The organism is Chryseobacterium aahli (assembly GCF_022699665.1).
Classification (GTDB): Bacteria; Bacteroidota; Bacteroidia; order Flavobacteriales; family Weeksellaceae; genus Chryseobacterium; species Chryseobacterium aahli.
The window spans coordinates 75,097-99,105 of record NZ_JALDNB010000012.1 but is presented as its reverse complement, the minus strand read 5'-3'; the positions used below and the strand labels follow the sequence as shown (position 1 = coordinate 99,105).

18 protein-coding genes are annotated in these 24,009 nt (G+C 36.8%); 13 read left to right on the top strand and 5 right to left on the bottom strand.

The genetic code is table 11. The features are described from left to right. Positions 1 to 4: 4 nt before the first annotated feature. The 5 genes from MQX03_RS17390 to kduI all read right to left on the bottom strand — a co-directional run bounded on the left by MQX03_RS17390 (position 5) and on the right by kduI (position 5,283). Entirely contained in the window at positions 5 to 664 is a 660-nt protein-coding gene (locus MQX03_RS17390) for a beta/alpha barrel domain-containing protein (RefSeq protein ID WP_242804543.1), read from the bottom strand. Positions 665 to 915: 251 nt separating this feature from the next. Further along, complete coding sequence (locus tag MQX03_RS17385) at positions 916 to 1,923, bottom strand: sugar kinase (RefSeq protein ID WP_242804542.1); 1,008 nt, start codon at positions 1,921 to 1,923, stop codon at positions 916 to 918. A gap of 314 nt (positions 1,924 to 2,237) precedes the next feature. Then, positions 2,238 to 3,635, bottom strand: coding sequence for a glucuronate isomerase (gene uxaC / locus MQX03_RS17380; protein WP_242804541.1), 1,398 nt, complete (start codon positions 3,633 to 3,635; stop codon positions 2,238 to 2,240). Positions 3,636 to 3,653: 18 nt separating this feature from the next. Next, positions 3,654 to 4,436, bottom strand: a complete 783-nt coding sequence (locus MQX03_RS17375; protein WP_242804539.1) for a gluconate 5-dehydrogenase — start codon at positions 4,434 to 4,436, stop codon at positions 3,654 to 3,656. A gap of 10 nt (positions 4,437 to 4,446) precedes the next feature. Continuing rightward, complete coding sequence (gene kduI, locus MQX03_RS17370) at positions 4,447 to 5,283, bottom strand: 5-dehydro-4-deoxy-D-glucuronate isomerase (RefSeq protein WP_242804537.1); 837 nt, start codon at positions 5,281 to 5,283, stop codon at positions 4,447 to 4,449. Positions 5,284 to 6,156: 873 nt separating this feature from the next. Between kduI and MQX03_RS17365 the strand changes: the two genes are divergently transcribed. The 13 genes from MQX03_RS17365 (at position 6,157) to MQX03_RS17305 (ending at position 23,982) form a co-directional block, all read left to right on the top strand. Next, positions 6,157 to 9,165, top strand: coding sequence for a SusC/RagA family TonB-linked outer membrane protein (locus MQX03_RS17365; RefSeq protein WP_242804535.1), 3,009 nt, complete (start codon positions 6,157 to 6,159; stop codon positions 9,163 to 9,165). Positions 9,166 to 9,176: 11 nt separating this feature from the next. Further along, positions 9,177 to 11,000, top strand: a complete 1,824-nt coding sequence (locus tag MQX03_RS17360; RefSeq protein WP_242804533.1) for a RagB/SusD family nutrient uptake outer membrane protein — start codon at positions 9,177 to 9,179, stop codon at positions 10,998 to 11,000. An 87-nt stretch (positions 11,001 to 11,087) separates the two neighbouring features. Further along, positions 11,088 to 12,113 carry a pectinesterase family protein gene (locus MQX03_RS17355; protein WP_242804531.1) on the top strand — a complete coding sequence of 342 codons (1,026 nt, stop codon included), beginning with the start codon at positions 11,088 to 11,090 and terminating at the stop codon, positions 12,111 to 12,113. A gap of 20 nt (positions 12,114 to 12,133) precedes the next feature. Then, positions 12,134 to 13,582: a pectate lyase family protein gene (locus MQX03_RS17350; RefSeq protein WP_242804529.1), complete on the top strand. Its 1,449-nt coding sequence runs from the start codon at positions 12,134 to 12,136 to the stop codon at positions 13,580 to 13,582. Positions 13,583 to 13,624: 42 nt separating this feature from the next. Next, the gene (locus MQX03_RS17345) at positions 13,625 to 14,635 is read left to right on the top strand and encodes a DUF4861 family protein (RefSeq protein WP_242804528.1); all 1,011 of its coding nucleotides are present in this window, start codon (positions 13,625 to 13,627) and stop codon (positions 14,633 to 14,635) included. A 12-nt stretch (positions 14,636 to 14,647) separates the two neighbouring features. Further along, positions 14,648 to 15,907: a glycoside hydrolase family 88/105 protein gene (locus MQX03_RS17340; protein WP_242804527.1), complete on the top strand. Its 1,260-nt coding sequence runs from the start codon at positions 14,648 to 14,650 to the stop codon at positions 15,905 to 15,907. Positions 15,908 to 16,113: 206 nt separating this feature from the next. Then, positions 16,114 to 17,754, top strand: a complete 1,641-nt coding sequence (locus tag MQX03_RS17335; protein ID WP_242804526.1) for a glycoside hydrolase family 43 protein — start codon at positions 16,114 to 16,116, stop codon at positions 17,752 to 17,754. Between the two features lie 91 nt (positions 17,755 to 17,845). Then, positions 17,846 to 19,546, top strand: coding sequence for a glycoside hydrolase family 28 protein (locus MQX03_RS17330; protein WP_242804525.1), 1,701 nt, complete (start codon positions 17,846 to 17,848; stop codon positions 19,544 to 19,546). Between the two features lie 174 nt (positions 19,547 to 19,720). Then, positions 19,721 to 20,623: an alpha/beta hydrolase gene (locus tag MQX03_RS17325; protein ID WP_242804524.1), complete on the top strand. Its 903-nt coding sequence runs from the start codon at positions 19,721 to 19,723 to the stop codon at positions 20,621 to 20,623. A 5-nt stretch (positions 20,624 to 20,628) separates the two neighbouring features. After that, positions 20,629 to 21,609 carry a pectinesterase family protein gene (locus MQX03_RS17320; RefSeq protein ID WP_242804523.1) on the top strand — a complete coding sequence of 327 codons (981 nt, stop codon included), beginning with the start codon at positions 20,629 to 20,631 and terminating at the stop codon, positions 21,607 to 21,609. A gap of 105 nt (positions 21,610 to 21,714) precedes the next feature. Next, entirely contained in the window at positions 21,715 to 22,452 is a 738-nt protein-coding gene (locus MQX03_RS17315; protein WP_242804522.1) for a rhamnogalacturonan acetylesterase, read from the top strand. A 232-nt stretch (positions 22,453 to 22,684) separates the two neighbouring features. Then, a complete protein-coding gene (locus MQX03_RS17310; RefSeq protein ID WP_242804521.1) occupies positions 22,685 to 23,026 on the top strand; it encodes a cupin domain-containing protein in 342 nt (113 codons plus the stop codon). 59 nt (positions 23,027 to 23,085) lie between these two features. Continuing rightward, entirely contained in the window at positions 23,086 to 23,982 is an 897-nt protein-coding gene (locus MQX03_RS17305; protein ID WP_242804520.1) for an alpha/beta hydrolase, read from the top strand. Positions 23,983 to 24,009: the final 27 nt, after the last annotated feature.

Below are 24,009 nucleotides of genomic sequence, written 5' to 3'. Positions count from 1 at the left end.
TTATTTATTTTAAAGTCTGAATGATATCCAGCACTTTTTTGGTTTCATTTTCTATCGTCGCATAGTCTTTCGCAAGCATCAATTCTTTGCTTACCAGCTTGCTTCCCATTCCTACTGCAGAAACTCCGGCTTTGAACCAGCTTTCGATGCTCTCTTTTGTTGTATCAACACCTCCGGTCGGCATAAATTTCAGATTCTGGAAAACATCTTTAATCGCACTCATAAATCCTGGTCCTAAAGCGTTCCCTGGAAATAATTTAATGAAAGTTACGCCTGCAGTTTCAGCAGTGATAATTTCAGTCGGAGTCATGCAACCCGGACTGTATAACAAATCTTTCGGAATTAAGAATGTCGCAACTTCCGCCACAAAACCCGGACTGATAAAGAAATCCGCCCCTGCTTTGTAATATTCTTCAGCTTGCTGTACATTTTTAATGGTTCCGATTCCAAGAAGCATTTCAGGCATTTCTGCATTACGAACTTCTACCATTTTTGTGAAATTGCTCAAAGCGGCATCTCCACGGCTGGTATATTCTACCGCACGGATTCCTGCCTTGTAAAGCGATCTCAATATTTCTAAAGTTACCGTTTCATCAGCATTGTAATACAGAGGCAAAGCTCCCTGATTGATGATGGTGTTTGTAACCAATTGAATTTTTGTCATTTTGTTTAATTATTTTGTTAAAATAATCTTTGATGGCGTTTTATCCATCCTTTGGTATGCTGTTCCCTTTTAGGACTTTGTTAGCTTGAATTTTTTGAACACAGAGGTCACAAAGATTTTTTACGGCTAACTGTTTTTTAGTTTCACAAAGCCGCTTCGCTTATAAAAGACACCGAATGTTTAAATATGATGACTTTTATTTAGAAAACTTTCGGAGTCAATTACCATAATCTAGAAGCCAAAAGCGAAAACTATCTTTTGATTCTACCTCCGGAATTTCCGGCCATTACTTCAAGAATATCTTCTGCGCTGCAGTAATTGATGTCTCCCAAAATGGTGTGTTTGATGGCACAGGCTGCGTTGGCAAAATTCAATGCTTTTTTGTCATCAAAATTTAATAAACCATAAATTAAACCTGCGGCAAAAGCATCTCCTGTTCCGATTCTGTCGACTACGTTGTCTATTTCTAAAAATTTAGTTTCAAAATAATTTCCGTCAATCAAAGCTCTTCCCTGCGTTTGCTGAGAACTTGCCGTAACCCCGATTCTTATTTTATCGAAAATTTTATGAATAGAAGGACACTGCTTTTTTAATTCTTCACAAGCTTCCATGAAACCCTGCTGATCTGATGAAAACTGAGTTCCCAAAATTTCATTGATCTCATTTACACCACCGATGAAAATCGTTGAATAAGAAACCAATTCCTTTAAAACCTCATTCCCATTTTTACCATATTTCCAAAGGTTGGAACGGTAAGCCGGATCAGTGGTCACTTCGATTCCCATTTCACAGGCAGTCAACAAACCTTCTTTCAAAGTTTCGTAAGCGCCTTCTGAAATTCCCGGGCTGATGCCTGTCCAGTGGAAATAGTCGCAACCTTCGAGAGCTTTTTTCCAGTCTACCTGTTCGGGTTTGATGTTGGCAAAAGAACCGTTCAGTCTGTTGTACGCAATTCTGCTTGCACGAACGGATGCACCAACTTCAAGGAAATACAAACCTAAAGGATGTTCATTTTTATTGATGAAAGTCGTATTGATCCCGAAACTTTTGATGAAAGACAATGCTGATTCCCCCACAAAATCGTCAGAAACATTGCTGATATGCGTCACGTCGCAACCCATTGTCGCCAATGAAGAAGCTACGTTGAGCTCAGTTCCGCCGAAAAAGAATTCCATCTCGTGGCTCTGTTTCATTGTTTTGTTTCCGGGAGGTGAAAGCCTCATGATTACTTCACCGAAAGTAAGTATTTTGCTAGCCATATTTTAATAAATACTCTGTTTAATATCTGCTGTTATTTTAACGCAAAGTGCGCTAAGCTTTTCTTTTAAACTCGATGTATATTTTTAAGTTCGCAAAGGCGTTCTACTCAGCCAAGCTCACAAAAACTTTTCAGGTTTAGAAAAATTGCAGATATGTAAATTATTTTTTTAACCATTAAGATTTATAAGTTTTAAAGATTTTTTAAGTGGAGCTTCGCTTTAAGTAGTCTTCTTAATAAAATCTTAGATTTTCATCTTAAAAAATCTTAACCTTTTAATCCTCTTAATGGTTCAAATTTTATTTAATTCGAAATTTAAAAATCGAAATAATTTTTAGCATTATGATAACAGATATCGGAAATGGTTTTCCCGATCAGTTCCATATCATCCGGCAATTCGCCGTTTTTCATTTCTTCTCCGAAAAGATTACACAATACTCTTCTGAAATATTCGTGTCTCGGGTAAGATAAGAAACTTCTTGAATCTGTCAACATTCCTACGAAACAGCTGATTAATCCCATGTTTGAAAGAGCATTCATCTGCTTGATCATTCCGTCTTTTTGGTCCAAAAACCACCAGCCCGAACCGAATTGTACTTTTCCTTTAATACTTCCGTCATTAAAATTCCCGATCATTGTAGCGAAAATTTCGTTGTCGGCAGGATTTAAGTTATATAGAATTGTTTTGGTCAGTTTGTCTTTTCCATCTAAAGCGTTTAACAATTTAGACAAAGTTTCAGCTTGTACGAAGTCACCGATAGAATCCCATCCTGTATCAGGACCGAGAATTCTGTGCATTCTTTCGTTGTTATTTCTCAAAGCTCCCAGGTGGAACTGCTGAACCCATCCGAATTTATGATACGTTTCGCCTAAGAATAATAAAATGGCAGTTTTGAACTGATTCACCTGCTTTTCAGCGATTACTTTTCCTGAAATTTTATCATTGAAAATTGCGCTTACTTCAGCTTCTGAAGCTTCTTCGAAAGAAATATTGTTCAATCCGTGGTCGCACAATCTGCATTCGTTTTCGTGGAAATATTCTACTCTTTTTAATAAGGCATCGCACAAATTCTGGTAAGAATTGATCTCAATTCCCGCTGACTCGCCTAATTTAGAAATATAATCTGCGAAGTTGTGGTTTTCAATCAAAATCGCTTTATCAGGACGGAAAGCTGTACTTACTTTAATGCTGAAATCACTTTTCGCCAAATCCTGATGATAATTTAAAACATCAATCGGATCTTCTGTGGTGCATAAAGATTCTACGTTCATCATTTTCAGTAAACCTCTTGTAGACTTTTCAGGAGTCTGAAGCTGTGCCGTAATGTTATCGTAAATATCTGATGCGTTTTTTTCGTTTAACAATTCATCAATTCCGAAATAACGCTTTAATTCCAAATGCGTCCAGTGGTACAAAGGATTTCTTAACGTATAAGGAACCGTTTTTGCCCAAGCCTCGAATTTTTCTTTATCTGAAGCATCGCCAGTTATAAACCTTTCGTTCACTCCCATTGTACGCATTGCACGCCATTTGTAATGATCGCCCGCAATCCAAACTTTAGAAATATTATTGAAAACTGTATCTTCAGCGATATCTTTTGGAATCAAATGATTGTGATAATCGATGATCGGCTGTTTTTCTGCGAAATTGAAGTATAATTCTTCCGCGTATTTATTTTGTAATAAAAAGTTATCTGTAATAAAAGATTTCATTTCTGTAAAATTCTTGTGTTATTCATTAGCAGGTTTGCCGATAGTCGCCAAAATACCTCCATCCACATAAATAATGTGTCCGTTGATAAATTTACTTGCGTCTGAAGCTAAGAAAATAGCTGTACCTGCAAGATCTTCCGGGTTCCCCCATCTGCCTTCCGGAGTTCTGCTGATGATAAAATCGTTAAACGGATGCCCGTCTACTCTGATTGGTTCTGTTTGGGTCGTCGCAAAATATCCGGGACCTATACCGTTCACCTGAATATTGTGTTTTGCCCATTCTGTTGCTAAATTCTTGGTCAGCATTTTCAGTCCGCCCTTTGCAGAAGCATATGCTACTACATTGTCACGGCCAAGCTCACTCATCATAGAGCAAATATTGATGATTTTACCGGATTTTCTTTTGATCATATGCTTCCCAACCAATTGAGACATGATGAAAGGACCGGTAAGATCTACATCGATTACTTTTCTAAAGTCTGCAACATCCATCTCTAAAGCCGGAACACGTTTGATGATTCCTGCATTATTGACCAAGATGTCAATTTTCCCATGTGTAGCAAGCATTAATGATACTTTCTGAGCGGCTTCCAATTCGTCTGTCACATCAAAAAGATAACCTGTAGCGCTATATCCTTTGCTGTGATAATAGTCTAAGGCTTCATCTAATTTTGAGGGAGTTGTACTTGTGATTGCCAGTTCAGCACCTGCAGAGGCAAGGCCTTCAGCCATTGCCATTCCTAATCCGTGAGTTCCACCTGTTACAACGGCTACTTTTCCGGATAAATCGAATAAATTCATGTAGAAAAAATTACTTTAGTTCGTTAGTTTTAACAGCGTCCATATCGCCATAATCCATATTCTCTCCTGCCATTCCCCAGATAAAAGTGTAGTTGGAAGTACCAACTCCTGAGTGAATAGACCATTCCGGAGACAAGACTGCTTCATTGTTTTTCATAAAGATATGACGGGTCTCGTTCGGCTGGCCAAGAAAATGACTTACCGCCTGTCCTTCTTCAAGATCAAAATAAAAATAAGCTTCCATTCTTCGGGTATGCGTGTGAGAAGGCATGGTGTTCCAAACACTTCCTTCGTGCAGCTCGGTCATTCCCATTTGTAGCTGGCAAGTTTCCAATACGCTGTTGACGATCAATTTGTTGATGGTACGTCTGTTGGCGTATTTTGCTTCACCTAATTCTACAATTTCGGCTTCATTTTTAGTGATTTTCTTTGTAGGGAAAGTGTGGTGCGCAGGTGCAGAATTGAAATAGAATAAAGTCTGACCTTCATTTCCGTTTTCAAAAACAACATCTTTTGCCCCTTTTCCGATGTATAAAGCTTCTTTGTTTCCAAGCTCGAAAACCTCTCCGTCTACGGTTACCTTACCGGCAGCGCCTACGTTGATAATTCCCAATTCTCTTCTGTCTAAGAAGTTTTCTGCCTTCAGATCATTAGTAGGCTCAAGTTTCAACGCATTTTTTACTGGCATTGCACCACCTACGATCATTCTGTCGTACATAGAATACACTACATTGATTTGATCTTCATTAAATAAATCATTGATTAGAAACTCCCTTCTCAGATCTTCAGTTGTATATTTTTTTACATCTTCAGGATGATGGGCGTAACGAAATTCTGATTTTGTCATACTCTAGATTTTAAACTTAAATTACGGTTTTTAAAAACCTGTTAACTATTGCGTAATCGATTGCATTAAATTACACTTAAATTGTACAGAAATACTTGTCGATAAATATATAGATAATATGTATTCCGTTAACAAAAAATTCATTTAAATTTTTAATTAGCTGAATAACAATTAAATAAAATTAGTATTTTAAAAAAAATTAAGAAATTTTAAGAATATAGTGAGTGCTTTTTTTGACCAAATTAGGTGCAAGCACTTATCAAAATAAAAATCATGCCACAAAATGCTCTCATGATAACAGTCATATCATATATATAAAGATAATTTAAAATTAATCAGAGCAAGATGTTAAAATATGACAATTTAGCACTAATTAGAAAATACACATTTTTTCTGATGCCAAAAAACTGATAAAAATCACGTCAATTTTAAAAATTGAAGGCTTGAGTATCAATTTTGGGAATTTTTAAAAGGTAAAAATCATTGAATTTCGACTCATTTTTCATCATTTTAAACCCTAAACAGCAAATATTCAAATATTTTTTTCAGACTATTTAAAAATACGGAAATAACAAATTATATAATTGAATATCAGTATTTTAAACATACTATAAACTCCAATATTTTGTCATTTTAAACAAATTAAACAGATATGTTCACGAAAAAATAATATTTTTTTCTTTGTGTAATGGAAAATAATATTAGTTTAGAAGCCACGATAAATACGTATCGTGAAAAATTACGCAATCGATTGCACAAGAAGAGCGTAATTTGACATAAAATCAAACAGAGTACTTAAAATCCACAGAAAAAACTAAATGAGGAGCTGTAATAGCCTCTCGACCGTACATTAAACTATATAAGGATATAATAATGAATAAAAAAGTACAATCGATAAAGTGGTTATATTTAACTGTTTTCCTGCTTCCCGTACTTGGCTTTGCGCAGGAGAAAGGTAAAGAAAAAGAAACCAACATTGACGAAGTGGTTTTGGTAGGTTATACCAAGGTTTCTAAAAAAGACGTTACGAATGCCGTATCTTCTGTAAAAGCTGAAGCTTTAAAAGATATGCCGGTAAACAGTGCTGCTGAAGCAATTCAGGGTAGATTGGCCGGGGTACAGGTACAGACGAGTGAAGGTTCGCCAGGTGCAGAGGTGGATATCAAAGTAAGAGGGGGTACTTCTATCACAGGAAGCAATGCACCGCTTTACATTGTAGACGGTGTGCAGATGGATAACGCAATGTCTCTCCTGACGCCTAAAGAAATTGAGTCTATTGAAGTTTTGAAAGATGCTTCATCTACATCCATCTACGGTTCCAGAGGAGCAAACGGTGTAGTTTTGATCACAACAAAAAGTGGTAAAAAAAGAGCCACTACTTCAATTAATTACAACGGGTTTACAGGAGTAAGAAAAATTATGAACACATTGGATGTTCTTGATCCTTACGAATTTGTAATGTATCAGTACGAATTGTATAACAAAAATGGTGTAGAAGCTGACGTACAAGCTTTCGCAACCCGTTATGGAACTTATAACGAGCTTGGAACTAAGTACAGCAATGTTAAAAGAAGAGATTGGCAAGACGAATTATTCGGTAAGGAAGCTTTCAACTTCACGCATAATCTTACGATAAACGGAGGTTCTGAAAAATCTGCTTTTGCGTTAACATTGAATCATGTGGACGAAGACGGTATCATGTTAAAATCCGGCTTTAAGAGAAGCATGGTTAACTTTAAATATGATTACGACATCAGCAAAAAACTGAAAATCGGATTTAATGCAAGATACAGCAGATCATTAATTAATGGTGTGGGTACATCCAGCTCAGGTTCTCAAAGTAACAATAGACTAAGAAATGCAGTAAGATATCAGCCTTTCGAGGGTGGATCTAATATTCCTGTTGATGATTTTGATCCTAACTACGCTACGAATACCAATTTGGTTAATCCTTTGATCTTAAATGATAACGAAGTAAGAGACAACAGATCAAACGATTTACTATTAAATGGATACATCAACTGGAATATTTCAAAAGATATTACTTTCAGAAGTGTAATCGGTTACGTTCAGAGAGATATCATCACCAATCAATTTTGGGGTACAGTAACTTCACAGGCAAGAGCCAATGCTGATATGCCAATCGTGCAATTAGACAGATCTCAATCTAGAAGAATTACCAATACCAATACATTAAACTATACCAAAAAATTTGGTAAGCATAAATTAGATGTCTTATTAGGTCAGGAGATCATTCAGACAGATGGTGAAACAAGTAACACGTATGTAAAATGGTTTCCAAAATCTATCCTTCCTGAAGAGGCATTTGCGAACATTGCTTCAGCTACTCCGCCAGCTGGTTTGATACAAGATGCAGCAAGAACAGGAGTTTTGGCACCAGACCGTTTAGCTTCATTTTTCGGACGTGTAAATTATATTTTTGATAATAAATATATCTTAACCGCATCAGTAAGAGCTGACGGATCGAATGTTTTCATGAAAGGAAACCAGTGGGGATATTTCCCGGCTGCTTCATTAGCCTGGAAAATTAAAGAAGAAAAATTCCTAAAGGATGTTAATTGGTTAGATGAATTAAAACTTCGTGTGGGTTACGGTCTTTCCGGAAACAACAGAATCACGTCTTATCTTTGGGCCAACTTCTATAATATCAATGCAAACAACGGGTATGTATTTGGAACTTCAGTTACACCGGGAGCTGCAATTTCTACTACACAGGCTAACCCTAATGTAAAATGGGAGGCTACCGTATCTAAAAATGCAGGTATTGATTTTGAATTGTTCAACGGAAGACTATATGGTAGTGTAGACGGATATATTACTGACACAAAAGATCTATTGGTTTTAGCAAAAGTTCCTTTCCCTGGATATTCAAACCAATTTCAGAATTCAGGTAAAACTCAAAACAGAGGTTTAGAATTTACTCTTGGAGGAGTGATCGTCAACAAAGAAGACTTCACATGGAAAACAGATATTAACCTTTCAGCCAACAGAAACAAAATTTTAAGTTTAGGAAGCAGTGTTCGTCAGGGACAAGATTCATATTTGGTTCAATCGGGAGGTATCGGCGGATTCGACTTTATCGCTAAAGTTGGAAGTTCTGTAGGAACCTATTACGGATATCTAACTGAAGGAAGATACGAAATCAGTGATTTTGATTACAATGCTGCAACACAGGTCTACACTTTAAAAGCAGGAGTTCCTAGCAGCAGCGCAATAGCATTAGGTGCAAAAGCCGTACAACCCGGAGATCTTAAATTAAAAGATTTAAATGGTGACGGACAGATTACTGACGCAGACAGAGAAGAATTAGGAAGTGCTCAGCCTAAATTTTATGGAGGTTTTAACCAAACTTTCCGTTACAAAAACTTTGATATGAGTTTATTCTTCAATTTCTCAGTTGGAAACAAAGTTTATAATGCTAATAAAATAGAGAATACCACTCAGTATTTATACAGAGACAACAACATGGCTGCAGAAGTGGCAGACAGATGGAGATGGTTTGATAACAACGGGGTAAAAGTGAACGATCCTACTGCTTTGGCAGCATTGAACGCAAATACTACAATGTGGACGCCACCAACAGGACAATACATTTTACATTCTTACGGAATTGAAGACGGTTCTTTCTTAAGACTCAACAACGTTACTTTAGGATTCACTTTACCAAAAGGTTCTTTGGAAGCTGTAGGTGTTAAAAATTTCAGATTGTACGCAACAGTTAACAACGTATTTGTCATTACAAAATACTCAGGTTATGATCCTGAAGCGAGTACAAGAAGAAATCCGTTAACTCCGGGAGTAGATTATTCAGCCTATCCTAGAAGCAGATTTTTTGTAACAGGTGTAGATATCACTTTCTAAAATTTATTATCATGAAAAAAAGCAAATCAATATTTATTTTATCTTTTCTGGCAGGTGCACTTTTCCTTAATTCGTGCAGCGATTTTCTTGAGCCGGAAAACCTTTCAAGTATTTCTGAAGCACAGCAGTTTGACAGTACTGCAGATACATTTTCAGCCTTAGTGGGAGTCTATGCGCAATTGGGAGGAGATGACGGTTACGGTCAGAGATTATCTTTGATTATACCACAATCCGGAGACGACTTCAGAACATCAGGAAGCTACAATTGTAATGACAGAAGAGGGGTAGCAACTTTTGGTGCTTGTACTACCAACACAGAACTTAACGGTCCTTTTTCAAAATTATATACAGGAATTGAGCGTGCAAATCTTGTCATTAAAAACATTCCTTTATCTCCTGTAATGCAAAGCGGATCTGCAGAAGATAAAAAACTAATGGATAGATATTTAGGAGAAGCATTAACCCTAAGAGCTCAATATTACTATGAGCTTATCAGAAACTGGGGAGATGTACCTTTTTATTTAGTACCAGCTTCTGATGTGGCAGAGCAAAACCAGCCAAAAACAGACAGAGATATTATTTATGATCAAATGATCATTGATTTGGAGAAAGCTGCAACTTTAGTTCCTTGGAGATCTGAAGGCAGTACTACCAGCAACAGAATTTCTAAAGGTTTTGTGAAAGGTCTTAGAGCAAGAATTGCATTGGCAAGAGCAGGATATTCTTTAAGAAGAAATCCTCAAATCATGGCTCAGGGATCAAATCCTCAGAAATATTACCAAATAGCTTTAGACGAATGTAAAGACATTATGAACCATTCTGGTGAGCACAGCTTGAACCCAAGCTATGAAAATGTATTCAGAGCTTTACATACCAATGCTCAGGATGCAACCAATGAAGTTATTTTCGCAGTAGGAGCTTTTGGTGGTGGTACCAGAACAGACTCTAAAATCGGATATTACAACGGTCTGAAGCACCATGACAACTCTGTATGGAAAGGAGGCGGCGGTATCAATGCATTACCAACTTACTTCTATGAGTTTACAAAATATGACTTGAGAAGAGATATGAATGTAGGAATTTTCACCATTAATGCAACGAATCAGGCTGATTTAGCTGCTTCAAACGCATGGACAGATTCTAAATACAGAAAATCTTGGACAAGTATCACAGGACCCTCTCAAACACTTGCGGTTGACTGGCCTCTACTTCGTCTTTCAGATGTAATGTTGATGTTTGCAGAAGCGGATAATGAAATTCACGGAGCACCATCACAAGAAGCAAAAAATGCTTTATTAGCGGTAAGAAACAGAGCTTATACAGGAAATCTTGGACAAGTAGGAACTATTCCTTCTGATAAAGTTGGTTTCTTCAACGCCATTGTAAAAGAAAGATTGTTGGAATTAGGTTCTGAAGGAATTAGAAAATATGATTTGATTCGTTGGAATTTATTAGCTTCAAAAATTATTGAAACTAAACAAAAACTGACAGATTTTATCAACGGAACAGGAGCTTATGCCAATGTCCCTTTAAATATTTACTATAAATCTTCTGTTTACGATCCAACTAAAACAGCTCAACAAAACATCGCTGCAATCGACGTTTACACTACAGGAACAGACAAAAGCCAGGTATTTTATCTTCCTAATCAGTCTGCAACGACTCCTTCAGGTTACAAATCAATTGCCTGGAGATCAGGAATTTCTGCAACGTATGTAAATGATCCATCTGCAGGATACGCACAATATTTTGAAGCCAATAAGAGAGAATTATTGCCTATTTATTTCGAATATATTCAAAATAACTACAATCTTACCCAAGATTACGGTTACTAGAATCAAGATACATTCATATTAATTTCAATACAGACTTACTCCTTCACCGGAGGAAAGTCTGTATTTTTCCAATGAAAATTAAAATCTATGAAGATTTCAAATTTTTACAAAAAACTAAAATTCTTATCCATACTTTCAGTAGTTGTTATCAGTCTTCTTTCTTTCAAGATGAATGAGGGTAAAACCATCATTGTTTCGAAAGACGGAAAAGGAAATTTCACTACGATTCAAGAGGCCATCAATTCTGTTGAAGAAGGAAAAAAGGAAAGAACAAAAATCATTGTAAAACCTGGGACTTACAGAGAAAAAATCATAGTAGATGCTGCAAAAAGTCCAATTAGTTTAATCGGAGAAAATGCAGAAAACACCATTTTGGTGTACGGCGATCACGCTTCAAAGCAGAATGCGGAAGGTAAAAACATTGGAACGACAGGTTCATCAAGTATTTTTATTTTCTCTGATGATTTTTCAGCTAAAAATATTACTTTTCAAAACGATGCAGGACCAGTCGGGCAAGCCGTTGCCGTTTTAACAACAGGAGACAGAATTATTTTTGAAAACTGTAAATTCTTAGGATTTCAGGATACACTTTATACCAAAGGAGCACAGGATAATCCGGATAAATCTAAAGTTTCCAGAAATTATTTTAAAAACTGTTACATCGAAGGAACTACCGACTATATTTTCGGAGCCGGAACTGCGGTCTTTGAAAACTGTACGATTTACTCCAAAAAAAATGCATCTTACGTTACCGCTGCTTCTACAATTGAAGGAAATGAGTTCGGATATGTATTTATTAACTGTAATTTAACAGGAGATGCCGATGCAAATTCTGTATATTTGGGAAGACCTTGGAGACCTTTTGCAAAGACTGTTTACATCAACTGTGCAATCGATTCCATAATTATAGCTGAAGGTTGGCACAATTGGGGGAAAGTCGATGCTGAGAAGACAACTTTTTACGGAGAATACAATTCTAAAGGTATTGGAGCAGCTGTTGAAAAAAGAGTTCCATGGTCGCATCAATTGACGAAAGTGCAAAGTAAAAAATATACTGCAAAAAATATTCTTTCAGGAAAAGACGACTGGAATTTCAAAAAAGCCAATCAATAAATCATTCCAAATTCATCAATATGAAAATTCATTTTTCTTCACTCTTCCTTTTGGGACTTTTATCTTTACAAAGCTGCAAAAGCCAGATAAAAACCTCAGCCGATTCTGAAACAATGATTTCAGGAAAGCTGATCAGTTTTCCCGGTGCTGAAGGTTTTGGAAGATTCACCACTGGCGGACGTGGCGGAAAAGTTTTATTCGTAACTAAATTGACAGATGACGGTTCAGAAGGAACTTTAAGATACGCTTTAGAACAAAAAGGTCCGAGATATATTGTTTTTAAAACAGCCGGAACTATTTTTCTTGAATCTCCATTAAGAATAAAAGAAGGCGATGTCACCATTGCCGGACAAACTGCTCCCGGAGACGGAATTACCGTTGCCAACTACGAAACTTTTGTTGCGGCTGACAATGTCATCATTCGTTATATGCGTTTCAGAATGGGTGATAAAAAAAAGTATGAGGGTGATGCTTTAGGCGCAAGATTTATCAAAAATCTGATTGTCGATCATTGTTCGATGAGCTGGTCAACCGATGAGACGGTTTCTATTTATGTAAATGAAAATACGACGCTTCAATGGTGCGTGATTACAGAAAGTTTGAGAAACTCTGCTCATCAAAAAGGTGCTCATGGTTATGGCGGAATTGCTGGAGGAAAATCCGCATCCTTTCATCATAATATATATGCTAATCACGACAGCAGAAATCCGAGATTGGGAGAGTATGCAGGAAGCAAATTTGCTTTGACCGATCTGACTGACTTCAGAAACAATGTAATCTACAATTGGGGTCACAATAATGTCTACGGAGGTGAAGGAATGAATGTGAATATGGTCAACAATTACTACAAACCGGGTCCTGCGACAATGACGAATAAAAGAATTGTAGCAATTGATAAAAATGAAAAAGAGGGAACTGAGGTTTACAACATTTGGGGCAAATACTACATCAACGGAAATGTGGTGGAAGGAAGCCCGGAAGTTACCGCAGACAACTGGAATTTGGGTGTTTTCAATCAAATGAAACCTACTTACAAGTTAACAGATGCTGATAAAAACTCAATTAAAATGAATCAGCCACACGATATTCAGAATAATGTAAAAACTGATTCACCAAAAGAGGCGTATGAAAAAATATTAAAAATCGGAGGGGCCAGTTTAGTGAGAGATGCTGTAGATTTACGCATTTTGGAACATGTAACAAACGGAACGTTTTCTCATAAAGGCTCGCTCGGAAGTGACAATGGAATCATCGATTCTCAGGAAGACGTAGGAGGATTTCCAAATTTGAAACCAAGCACATCATTGCTAGACTCAGACAACGATGGAATGTCCGATGACTGGGAAATCAAAAATAATCTTGACCCGAAAGCAGCCAATGCCAACGGAAAAGATTTAGATAAAAACTATGATAATATTGAGGTCTACATGAATAGCCTTGTTAAAGAAATAACCGAAAATCAACGATAGTCCCTGAACTTTCAGGCTCATCGGTTATCTAAATTAAAAATAATGTCAGAACAGATAAAATCAAACATATTCAAGATACTTCTAGCGACAGCAGTTTTCGTTGGCGGTTCATCTTTCGCACAAAAAAATGTGATCGAGAAAATCCGTAAAAACCCGAAAGCTCCATTTTCCTACGCTGAATTATCCATAAAAGACGGCGGAAAATGGCAGGGCAACGAATACATCGGCGGAACTTTCAAAAACATCAATGAATTACAACTTCCACCGGAACACACCGACCATTCTTACTATATCCGATACGAAGGAATCGGTTTGGAAAACAATCAAATCGGTTACAGATTATATTTAGACCGGAGAAATGCAACAGACATTTTCGGTAAAAAAGTGAATACTTTAGTATTGCCGGAAGTAGGTCAGGACGGATTTGAAACTTATCATCATGATTCACCTTGGGGACAGGATATTTTGAAATCAGGCCGTACCATAGGTGTCGGTTCTTACGGAAGATATGATGATCAGAATGATTTTGTCGAAACCTTTAAAACTGTAAAAAGCACCACTGCAAAAGTTTTTAACGAAAGCGATAAATCTTTCGCAACCATCGATTACAAAGGCTGGAAAACCTGGGGAAAAGCAGTTGACCTTCAGTCTAAACTGACGATTTTCAACAGAGACCGTTTTGTGAAGGTTGATTTAAATTTAAATGAAACACTTTCAGGATTATGTACCGGAATTGTTGCATTCAAAGATATTCCCATGAAAGAGGCGGTCAGTAAAAACAAAAAATGGGGCTACATTGCAACATACGGAACGCAGACTTTGGCTAAAAAAGAAGATAATTTGGGAATGGTCATCTTCTACCCTATCGGCAATTTAGGTAAAATTGTAAAAACCAAATCGACTCACGTGGTGGTTTTCAAAAAGACAAAAAATGTTTCGTATTACTTTATGGGAGCATGGTCTCAGGAACCCAACGGAATTAAAACCGAAACAGAATTTTACAAAGATTTAGATAAAAAATTAGAAATTTTAGATAATAACAATCAACTTTAAAATTGAATGACAATGAGTTTTATTAATCAAAAATTAAAAATATACGCTATTGCTGTTTTAGGCTCGGGAATGTTTCTGGCTTGTGCGCAGACAAAAACTGCAACGGCTGCAAAAGCTACAACACAAACTGCAAAATCCGGAAAAGTAGTTCCTACCAATCTGAAATGGTCAGAAAGAATGATGCTTTCCGAAATGCAGAGATTCCCAGAAGCCTGGATGCTTGATTTCAGCAAAAGCCCGAAATGGACTTATCCATCGGCAATTGTTCTGGATGGTGCTGAGCAACTTTATCTTAAAACAGGTAAAAAAGAATATTATGATTACATCAGCGGTTTCGGAGAAAAACTGATCAAAGAAGACGGAACTATTCTTACCTACGACCTTGATAAGTACAATATCGACATGCTGAACAGCGGAAACGTATTGCTTTATCTTTATGAAAAAGAGAAAAAAGACAAATATCTAAAGGCACTTCAGACACTACGTTTGCAAATCGACGGACAGCCAAGAACCAATGAGGGTTCTTTCTGGCATAAAAAAATATATCCAAATCAGGTTTGGTTAGATGGTTTATACATGGGAATGCCTTTCTACACGCATTATACGAAAGACTTCACTAAAGGTGCAGATGCAACGAAAGCGTATGATGATATTGTGATGCAATTTGACTCAGTTCAGAAAAATCTTTTAGACAAAAAGACAGGATTGCTTTATCACGCTTGGGATGAGAACAAAGAACAGGCCTGGGCAGACAAACAAACCGGACTTTCTCCAAATTTCTGGGGAAGAGCGATGGGTTGGTACGGAATGGCAATGGTTGACGTTTTAGATTATTTACCTGAAAATCATCCGGGAAGAGCCAGAATTATTTCTTATATCAAATCGTATTCTGACGCTGTCATCAAATATCAGGACAAAAAATCTGGTCTTTGGTATCAGGTTTTAGATAAACCTTTAGCGAATGGTAATTACGAAGAAGCAACTGCTTCAGCCATGTTTGTTTACACGATGATCAAATCTGTGAACAAAGGTTACCTACCAAAATCATACAAAGCTGCCGCTAAAAAAGGGTACGACGGAATCATCAAAAATTTAATTACAGTGGATGAAAACGGAGTTGTAAATTTAAATAAATGTTGTGCCGTTGCCGGATTAGGAGGAAAACCTTACAGAGATGGTTCTTACGAATATTATGTAAATGAAGAAATCCGTTCAAATGACGGAAAAGGAACAGGACCATTTATTTTGGCAAGTTTGGAATTTGAAAAATAATGCTTAAACCATTAAGGAGGGTTAAGAAATTAAGATTCATTAAGGTTAAAATCTAGATTTTATTAAGCGAGTTGCTTTAAGCATAATACTTAATGAAAATCAATTTATTGATTCTTAATTTAAGCAATTAATATTTCTTAAATCCTTAATGGTGAAAAAAAAATTTCATTCTAACATTACACAAACCAGATCAAAAATCTGATTTTATGAAAAACAAATTTTTAAATATACTTTCAATCACCGCATTTTCCATTGCAGCAAATTATTTGAACGCACAGGAAAAACCATACGTTTCAGAAGTCTGGACTGCCGATCAGGGAAAAAACTACAAAAACCCGATCTTGTACGCAGATTATTCAGATCCAGACGTTACCAGAGTTAGTGATGATTATTATATGACCGCTTCAAGTTTCAATGAAGCTCCAGGATTGCCAATCTTACATTCAAAAGATATGGTCAACTGGAAATTAGTCAACTATGCTATTCAGGATGTTTTGCCTAAAGAACATTTCTCGGTTCCGAGAAGAGGTGATGCTGTTTGGGCGCCGAGTATCCGTTTTCACAAAGGTGAATTTTACATTTATTGGGGCGACCCCGATTACGGAATTTACATGGTGAAAACCAAAGATCCACTTGGAAAATGGGATGAACCTATTTTGGTGATGGAAGGAAAAGGGTTAATTGATTCTTGTCCTTTTTGGGATGAAGACGGACAGGCCTATTTAGTTCACGGTTGGGCAGGAAGTCGTGCAGGAGTGAAAAGTATTTTGTCTTTAAATAAAATGAATCCTGAAGGAACGAAAGTTTTAGATAAAGGCGTTCATATTTTTGACGGTCACGATGCGCATCCTACGGTTGAAGGTCCAAAGATGTACAAAAGAAATGGCTACTACTATATTTTCGCTCCGGCTGGAGGTGTAGCTACAGGTTGGCAATTGGTTTTAAGATCAAAAAATATTTACGGTCCTTACGAAGAGAAAATTGTTCTCGAGCAGGGAAAAACAAAGATCAACGGTCCTCATCAAGGAGCTTGGGTTGATACCTCTTCTGGGGAAGATTGGTTCTATCATTTTCAGGATGTGGATGCTGGCGGAAGAATCGTACATCTTCAACCAATGAAGTGGGAAAAAGACTGGCCTCTCATGGGAATCGACAACGATAAAAACGGAATCGGCGAACCGGTCTTAACTTATAAAAAACCAAACGTTGGGAAAACTTATCCGATTGTAACTCCAGCGGAGACTGATGAGTTTGATGGTGAAAAATTAGGGTTACAATGGCAATGGAGTGCCAATGAAAATATTGTTTGGTCATCCAAACTTCCGGGACAGAAATTTTTAAGATTATTCTCAATGAAAAATCCTGAAGGTGAACTGAACCTTTGGAATGTTCCGAATCTTCTAACTCAAAAATTTCCGGCTCCGAATTTTGTGGCTTCAACGAAAGTTAAATTGACTCCCGAAGACGCTAAAGAAGGTAAAACCGCAGGACTTTTGGTAATGGGATTAGATCACGCTTCGATCGTTATCACCAACAAACCAGATGGATATTACGTTCAGTTAAGAAAGGCCGAAAAAGCAGATAAAGGCGGCGTTGAAAAAATGTTATTTGAAGCTAAATTAAAAGGTAATGAAGCTTATTTTAAGGTAGACGTTAACGAGCCCAACGGAATTTGCACGTTCAGCTACAGCGAGAACGGTAAAAATTTCATCAAAGCAGGCGAGCCATTTCAGGCAAAACCTGGAAAATGGATTGGTGCTAAAGTAGGATTATATTCTGTGAGCACTCAGAAAGCAAACCGCGGTGGCTATGCAGATTTTGAATATTTCAGAATAACAAAAAATTAGATATTTCCCACAGACTTCACGGATTTTCACAGATTTTATTGAAGGTTAATTTTCAAATTATGTGCATTCATCTGCGAAAATCTTTGGGAGAATGAAAAAAATCAACAGAAAAATAAAAAGATATAACGATATGAAGAAGTCATTCAAAATAATAGGTCTTGTCGCGGCAATGATGTTTTCGGGACAATTCTACGCTCAAAATACAGATATTTACAAAGGAATTGAGTTTAAAATGCCTAAAGTGGTAGAAACTTCTTTCGCAGCAAATACCGTATCGATCAAGGATTTTGGAGGTGTTGCAGGTGGAAGTGTAAAAAATACGGAAGCTTTCAAAAAAGCAATCGACGCTTTGGTAAAAAAAGGTGGTGGTAAACTAGTCGTTCCAAGAGGTCTTTGGTTGACAGGCCCTATCGTTTTGCAAAGCAACATCAATCTTCATGTGGAAGACGGTGCGATGATTATTTTCAGTACAGACAAAAGCGATTATCCTTTGGTAGACGTGAGTTTTGAAGGTTTAAATACAATCCGCTGTCAGTCTCCGATCTCTGCAAGAAATGCTAAAAACATCGCCATCACAGGAAAAGGAGTAATCGACGGAAGCGGTGATGCATGGAGAGCCGTGAAAAAAGGAAAATTATCTGAAACTGAATGGAAAAAATTCGTTGCATCAGGTGGAATTGTTTCTAAAGACGGAAAAACATGGTACCCATCAGAAAGCTACAAAAAAGGATTTGAAAGCAGTTCAAGCTTTAACGTTCCTGATAAAATCAACAAATCTGAACTGGAATCTGTAAAAGATTTCCTTCGTCCGGTAATGGTAAGCATCGTTGGTTGCGACCAGGTTCTTTTGGATGGCCCGACTTTCCAGAATTCTCCTGCTTGGAATCTTCATCCATTAATGACTTCCAATTTAATTTTAAGAAATCTTACAGTTAGAAACCCTTGGTATTCTCAAAACGGTGACGGTGTAGACTTGGAATCTTGTAAAAATGTTTTGATATACGACAACACTTTCGACGTGGGTGACGATGCTATCTGCATTAAATCAGGGAAAAATGAAGACGGTAGAAAAAGAGGTATGCCGACTGAAAATGTGATCATCAAAAACAACATGGTTTATCACGGTCACGGAGGTTTTGTGATTGGAAGTGAAATGTCAGGAGGTGCAAGAAATATGCATGTTTCAGACTGTACATTCATCGGAACAGACATTGGTCTTCGTTTCAAAACAACCCGTGGAAGAGGTGGTGTCGTTGAAAATATTTATATCAAAAATATCGATATGATCAACATTCCGACGCAGACCATTGGTTTCAATATGTTCTACGAAGGTGCTTCGCCAGTCTTGGAAGACGGACAAAAAGCGGAAGGAAACAAAGCTCCGGAAAAAACGTATCCTGTGACTGAAGAAACTCCTGTTTTCAGAAATATTTACTTTAAAAATATCACTGCAACCAATTCTGACGAAGCGATTACTTTATTCGGTTTGGCAGAAATGAATCTTAAAAATATCGTGATTGAAGATTCTCAGTTCGAAACTAAAAAAGGTCTAAGCATCGTAGACGCAGACGGAATTCAGTTAAAGAATGTAAAACTGAAATATTCTGAAGGAACGGGAGCTACGATTTACAACAGTAAAAACATTGATTTAGCAGGTTTACAGCTTGAATCTACTCAAAAACCAACCATTAAAGTTTTAGGAGCAAAAACCGCGTCTGTAAAACTTCCGAAAGACGTAAAAGGTGAGCAATTAAGCATCTCAAAAGAGATTGCAAAGAATGCAGTGAAGTAAGTTTTGAGATTCATTTTTTATAATGAATTTTAACTTGTGGGCTTCGCTAAGTGAAATCGAAGATTCGACGAAGTCAAACGCCTTTGCGAACTTAAAAGCATAATGATTGTCAAAAAAACTTTGCGCACTTTGCGTTTAAAATTATTAAACAAAGCGTTTACTAAAAATTAAAAAATGAGTTTTCACAAACCATATTTTCTTTTTGTTTTTTTTGTAGGAGCAAAAGCATTCGGTCAGACAAAGCCGAATGCTACTCCTTACACCAACGAAGCAACATATGAAAAACTGAAAAAGAAACATCCGTTTATCACTCCGCTGAACAGACCTCTTCCTTCAAATATCGCAATCGATAAAGATGTAGAATACGCCAACATCAACGGACTTTCTCTTAAAGCTGACATCTACTACCCTCTCGATCAATCAAAAAAATATCCGGGAGTTGCTTTGGTACATGGTGGCGGCTGGATTTCGGGAAGTAAAGAAAACGAAAAATACATGGCTCAGGAATTGGCAGCAAAAGGTTATGTTGCCATTGCTGTCGGTTATAGATTGAGTGAAGTTGCAAAATATCCCGCAGCAATTGATGACGTAGAAAGTGCCATCAAATTTTTAAAGAAGAACAAGAAAAAATATTCTTTACACTCTAAGAAAATAGCAGTTTTAGGAGAATCTGCAGGAGCACAAATCGCAACTTTGGTAGGAGTTCAAAACAAGAATAAAATTAAGGCAATTGTCAACATCGATGGTATTGTTTCGTTCATTCATCCCGAAGCTGAAGAAAGTACTTACGCAGCTTTCTGGTTGGGTGGAGACAGAAATATAAATCTTAAAAACTGGACAGAAGCTTCACCTTTGGAATATGTTTGCAAAAACACACCGCCTACTCTATTCATCAACTCTTCACAACCACGTTTTCATGCAGGAAGAGATGATATGATGAAGATTTTAAAAAGTCATAATATCTTTACTGAATATCATGAAATTAAAGATACTCCGCATTCATTTTGGTCTGCAGAACCCTGGTTTAGCGAAACTTTAGATTTGACGGTTAACTTTTTAGATAAAACTTTAAAATAAATTTTATGAAGAAGTTTCTTTTCACCTTATTGGTTTTATGTGTTCAATTATTATTAGCGCAAAAAAATCCATATTTAACCATCACTGTTGCACAGGACGGAAGCGGACAATTTACCTCGATTCAGAAAGCAATTACTTCGATCAGAGACTTGGGTCCGGGCGAAGCTTTAGTTAAAATTAAAGCTGGAACCTATCATGAAAAAATCGTCATTCCTTCGTCGAAGCATCACATCACTTTACAGGGCGAAAGCAAAGAAAATACAATCATCACCAACAATGATTTTTCCGGAAAAATGGATGCGTTGAATGAGAAAATGACGACTTTCAATTCTTACACGCTTTTGATAATGGCGGATGATATTAAAATTTCTGATTTGACGATTCAAAATAGTTCTTGTAATGAAGGTCAGGCAGTTGCCCTTCACGTGGAAGGTGATCGATTTACAATTAAAAATTCTAAAATTTTAGGTTGCCAAGATACCGTTTACACCGGAGGAAATCACAGCAGACAATACTATGAAAACTGTTACGTTGAAGGAACAACCGATTTTCTATTTGGTTCGGCTACGGTAGTTTTTAAAAACTGTACTATTAAAAGTTTAGCCAATTCTTATATCACTGCGGCATCTACCGATCAGTCAAAAAGTTTTGGTTATGTATTTTTCGACTGTAAACTGATTGCAAAAGAAGGCATCACAAAAGTTTTTCTGGGAAGACCTTGGAGACCATATGCAAGAACAGTTTTCATCAATACCGAAATGGGAAGTCACATTCTTCCTGAAGGCTGGAATCCGTGGAAAGGTGACAAAATGTTTCCCGATAAAGATAAAACTGCTTACTATGCAGAATACAACAGCAAAGGAGAAGGCGGAAAAATCGAAAACCGTGTACTATGGTCGCATCAGTTAAGAAAAAAAGAAGCGAAAAAATACACCCTAAAAAATATTTTCGGAGATTGGAATCCGAATACAGGTAATAATTATTAATATTCACTACAAAATAAATTAAACAAAATGTTGTTTCAAAAAAGCTAGTATTAGAAATGTCATGCTGAGCTTGTCGAAGCATCTCCAAACAAATCAATTTAAAAAATGAAAAAAATACTTTTAATATTTAGCCTTGCTGTTTCCACTTTAATTTTGGCGCAGAAAAAACCGACCTTATTTCTGATCGGTGACTCCACAATGTCCAATAAAGACAATCCCGATAAAAACCCGGAACATGGTTGGGGACAAGTCTTAGGACAATTCATGACCAACGGAATTGAAATTCAAAACCACGCCACGAACGGACGAAGCTCAAAAAGTTTCAGAACAGAAGGCCGTTGGGATAAGGTTGAAAAACAATTAAAAAAAGGTGATTTCGTAATCATTCAATTCGGTCATAATGATCAGAAATTGAAAGATTCAACAAAATTTACGAATCCACATACACAATATAGAGCCAATTTGGAAAGATATGTGAATGAGACACGAGCTAAAGGTGCAACACCGATTTTAATGACTTCTATTACAAGAAGAAACTTCAACGAAAATGGAGTTTTAATTGATACTCACACCGATTATCCGTTGGTGGTGAGAATGGTTGCAGATGACATGAAAGTTGCATTTGTAGACATGCAATTGCTAACCGAACAAATGGAAATTTCAGCAGGTCCGGAAAAATCAAAATTGCTGCACTTACATTTCAAGGCAGGAGAAAATCCGTATTATGAAAAAGACAAAGCGGATGATACGCATTTGTCAAGGTTGGGCGCAGAAACCGTAGCCAAACTTGCCGTAAGATCTTTGAAAGATTTAAAAACCGGTCTGGAAAAATATATTAAATAACTCAATAATTTAAATGACATAGGAAAATGGAGCGTTAAGAAAATTTAAATTTAATCCGTTAAAAAATTCCCACTGTTTGAGTGCGGCAAAGATTATCTTAAGACAAACCATTTTCAATCCGCACGAGTTTGGGAATTTTAGGATTTAATTTAAATTTTTAGTGGAATTTTCCAAGTCTTGAATTTTTGATTCTTTTGTTTCAAGACAAAAGAATACAGTAAAAATAAAAAATATGAATTTCAAAAAAGAACCTTTTTTCGATGGCAATTCCGAATGGGAAGATTTAGGAGATGGTGTTTCCAGACAGTTTGTAGGATACAACTCTCAGGTCATGATGGTCATCGTCAAATTTAAAAAAGATGCGATTGGAGCTTTACACCAGCATTTTCATTCTCAAATCACTTATGTTGCCGAAGGAAAATTTGAAGTAACCGTTGACGGAGAAACCAAAATTCTGCAGAAAGGTGACGGATTTTTTGCCCAACCAAATATTTTCCATGGCGTAAAATGTCTGGAGGAAGGAAAACTGATCGATGCATTCACACCGTTTAGAGAAGATTTTCTGAAAGATTAAACTTTACAAAATCAAACCTTTATGGTTTTAAAATCTTTTGGGGTTCATAATTTAAGCTTATGAAAAAAGTAATTTTTATTTTTACAATTTTCTTTTTCATTCAATTTTCAGCTCAGGAAAAAATCATTCTTTGGCCAAAAGGAGAAATGCCCAACTCGAAAATTTTGGCTTCAAAGACCAAAAAGAAAAAAGAACTGGCAGAACTAAAAGAGCCTGAACTTTTCGCATTTCTACCTCCCGTGAAAGAGAGAAATCAAAAATCGTTCATCATCATTCCCGGCGGTGGTTATTCAAAACTGACGTACGATGAAGGTGCTTTCCAAATCGCAAAATGGATGAACACTTTGGGAATTTCGGCTTTTGTTTTAAATTACAGATTGCCAACTTCGCCAGACTTAATTCAAAAAGAAATTGCGCCTTTGCAGGATATTCAGGCTGCTATCAAATACATCAGAAAAAACTCGGCTCAATGGGGGATTTCTCCCGATCAGGTGGGCGTTGTCGGAACGTCAGCAGGCGGACATTTGGCAACAATGGCCAGCAATATTTCTAAAGATTACACAGAATTAAAAGGCGATTGGGAAAACATTTCCACGATTCCGGATTTTGCAATTCTCTTTTGTCCGGTCATTGATCTGGGCGAATATGCTCACAAAGGGAGTCGCGACAGTTTGTTAGGAGAAAACGCTTCTCCCGAAAAAATCAAGGAATATTCCATGCAAAATCTCGTGACCGAAAAAACGCCACCAACGATTTTATTTCACAATCAGGACGATACAGCCGTTACGCCAATGAACAGCATTTTGTATTTCAAGGCTATGACGAAAAATAAGGTGAAAGGTGCGATGTTTATTTTTCCTAAAGGCGGGCATCGGTTTTTTGTCACCGATAAAGATCCTCTGAACGAAAACTGGAAAAAACTATGTGCAGACTGGCTTTTAACTATTAGTAAATGATTGGTAATGAGTAATAAAATTCTGCCT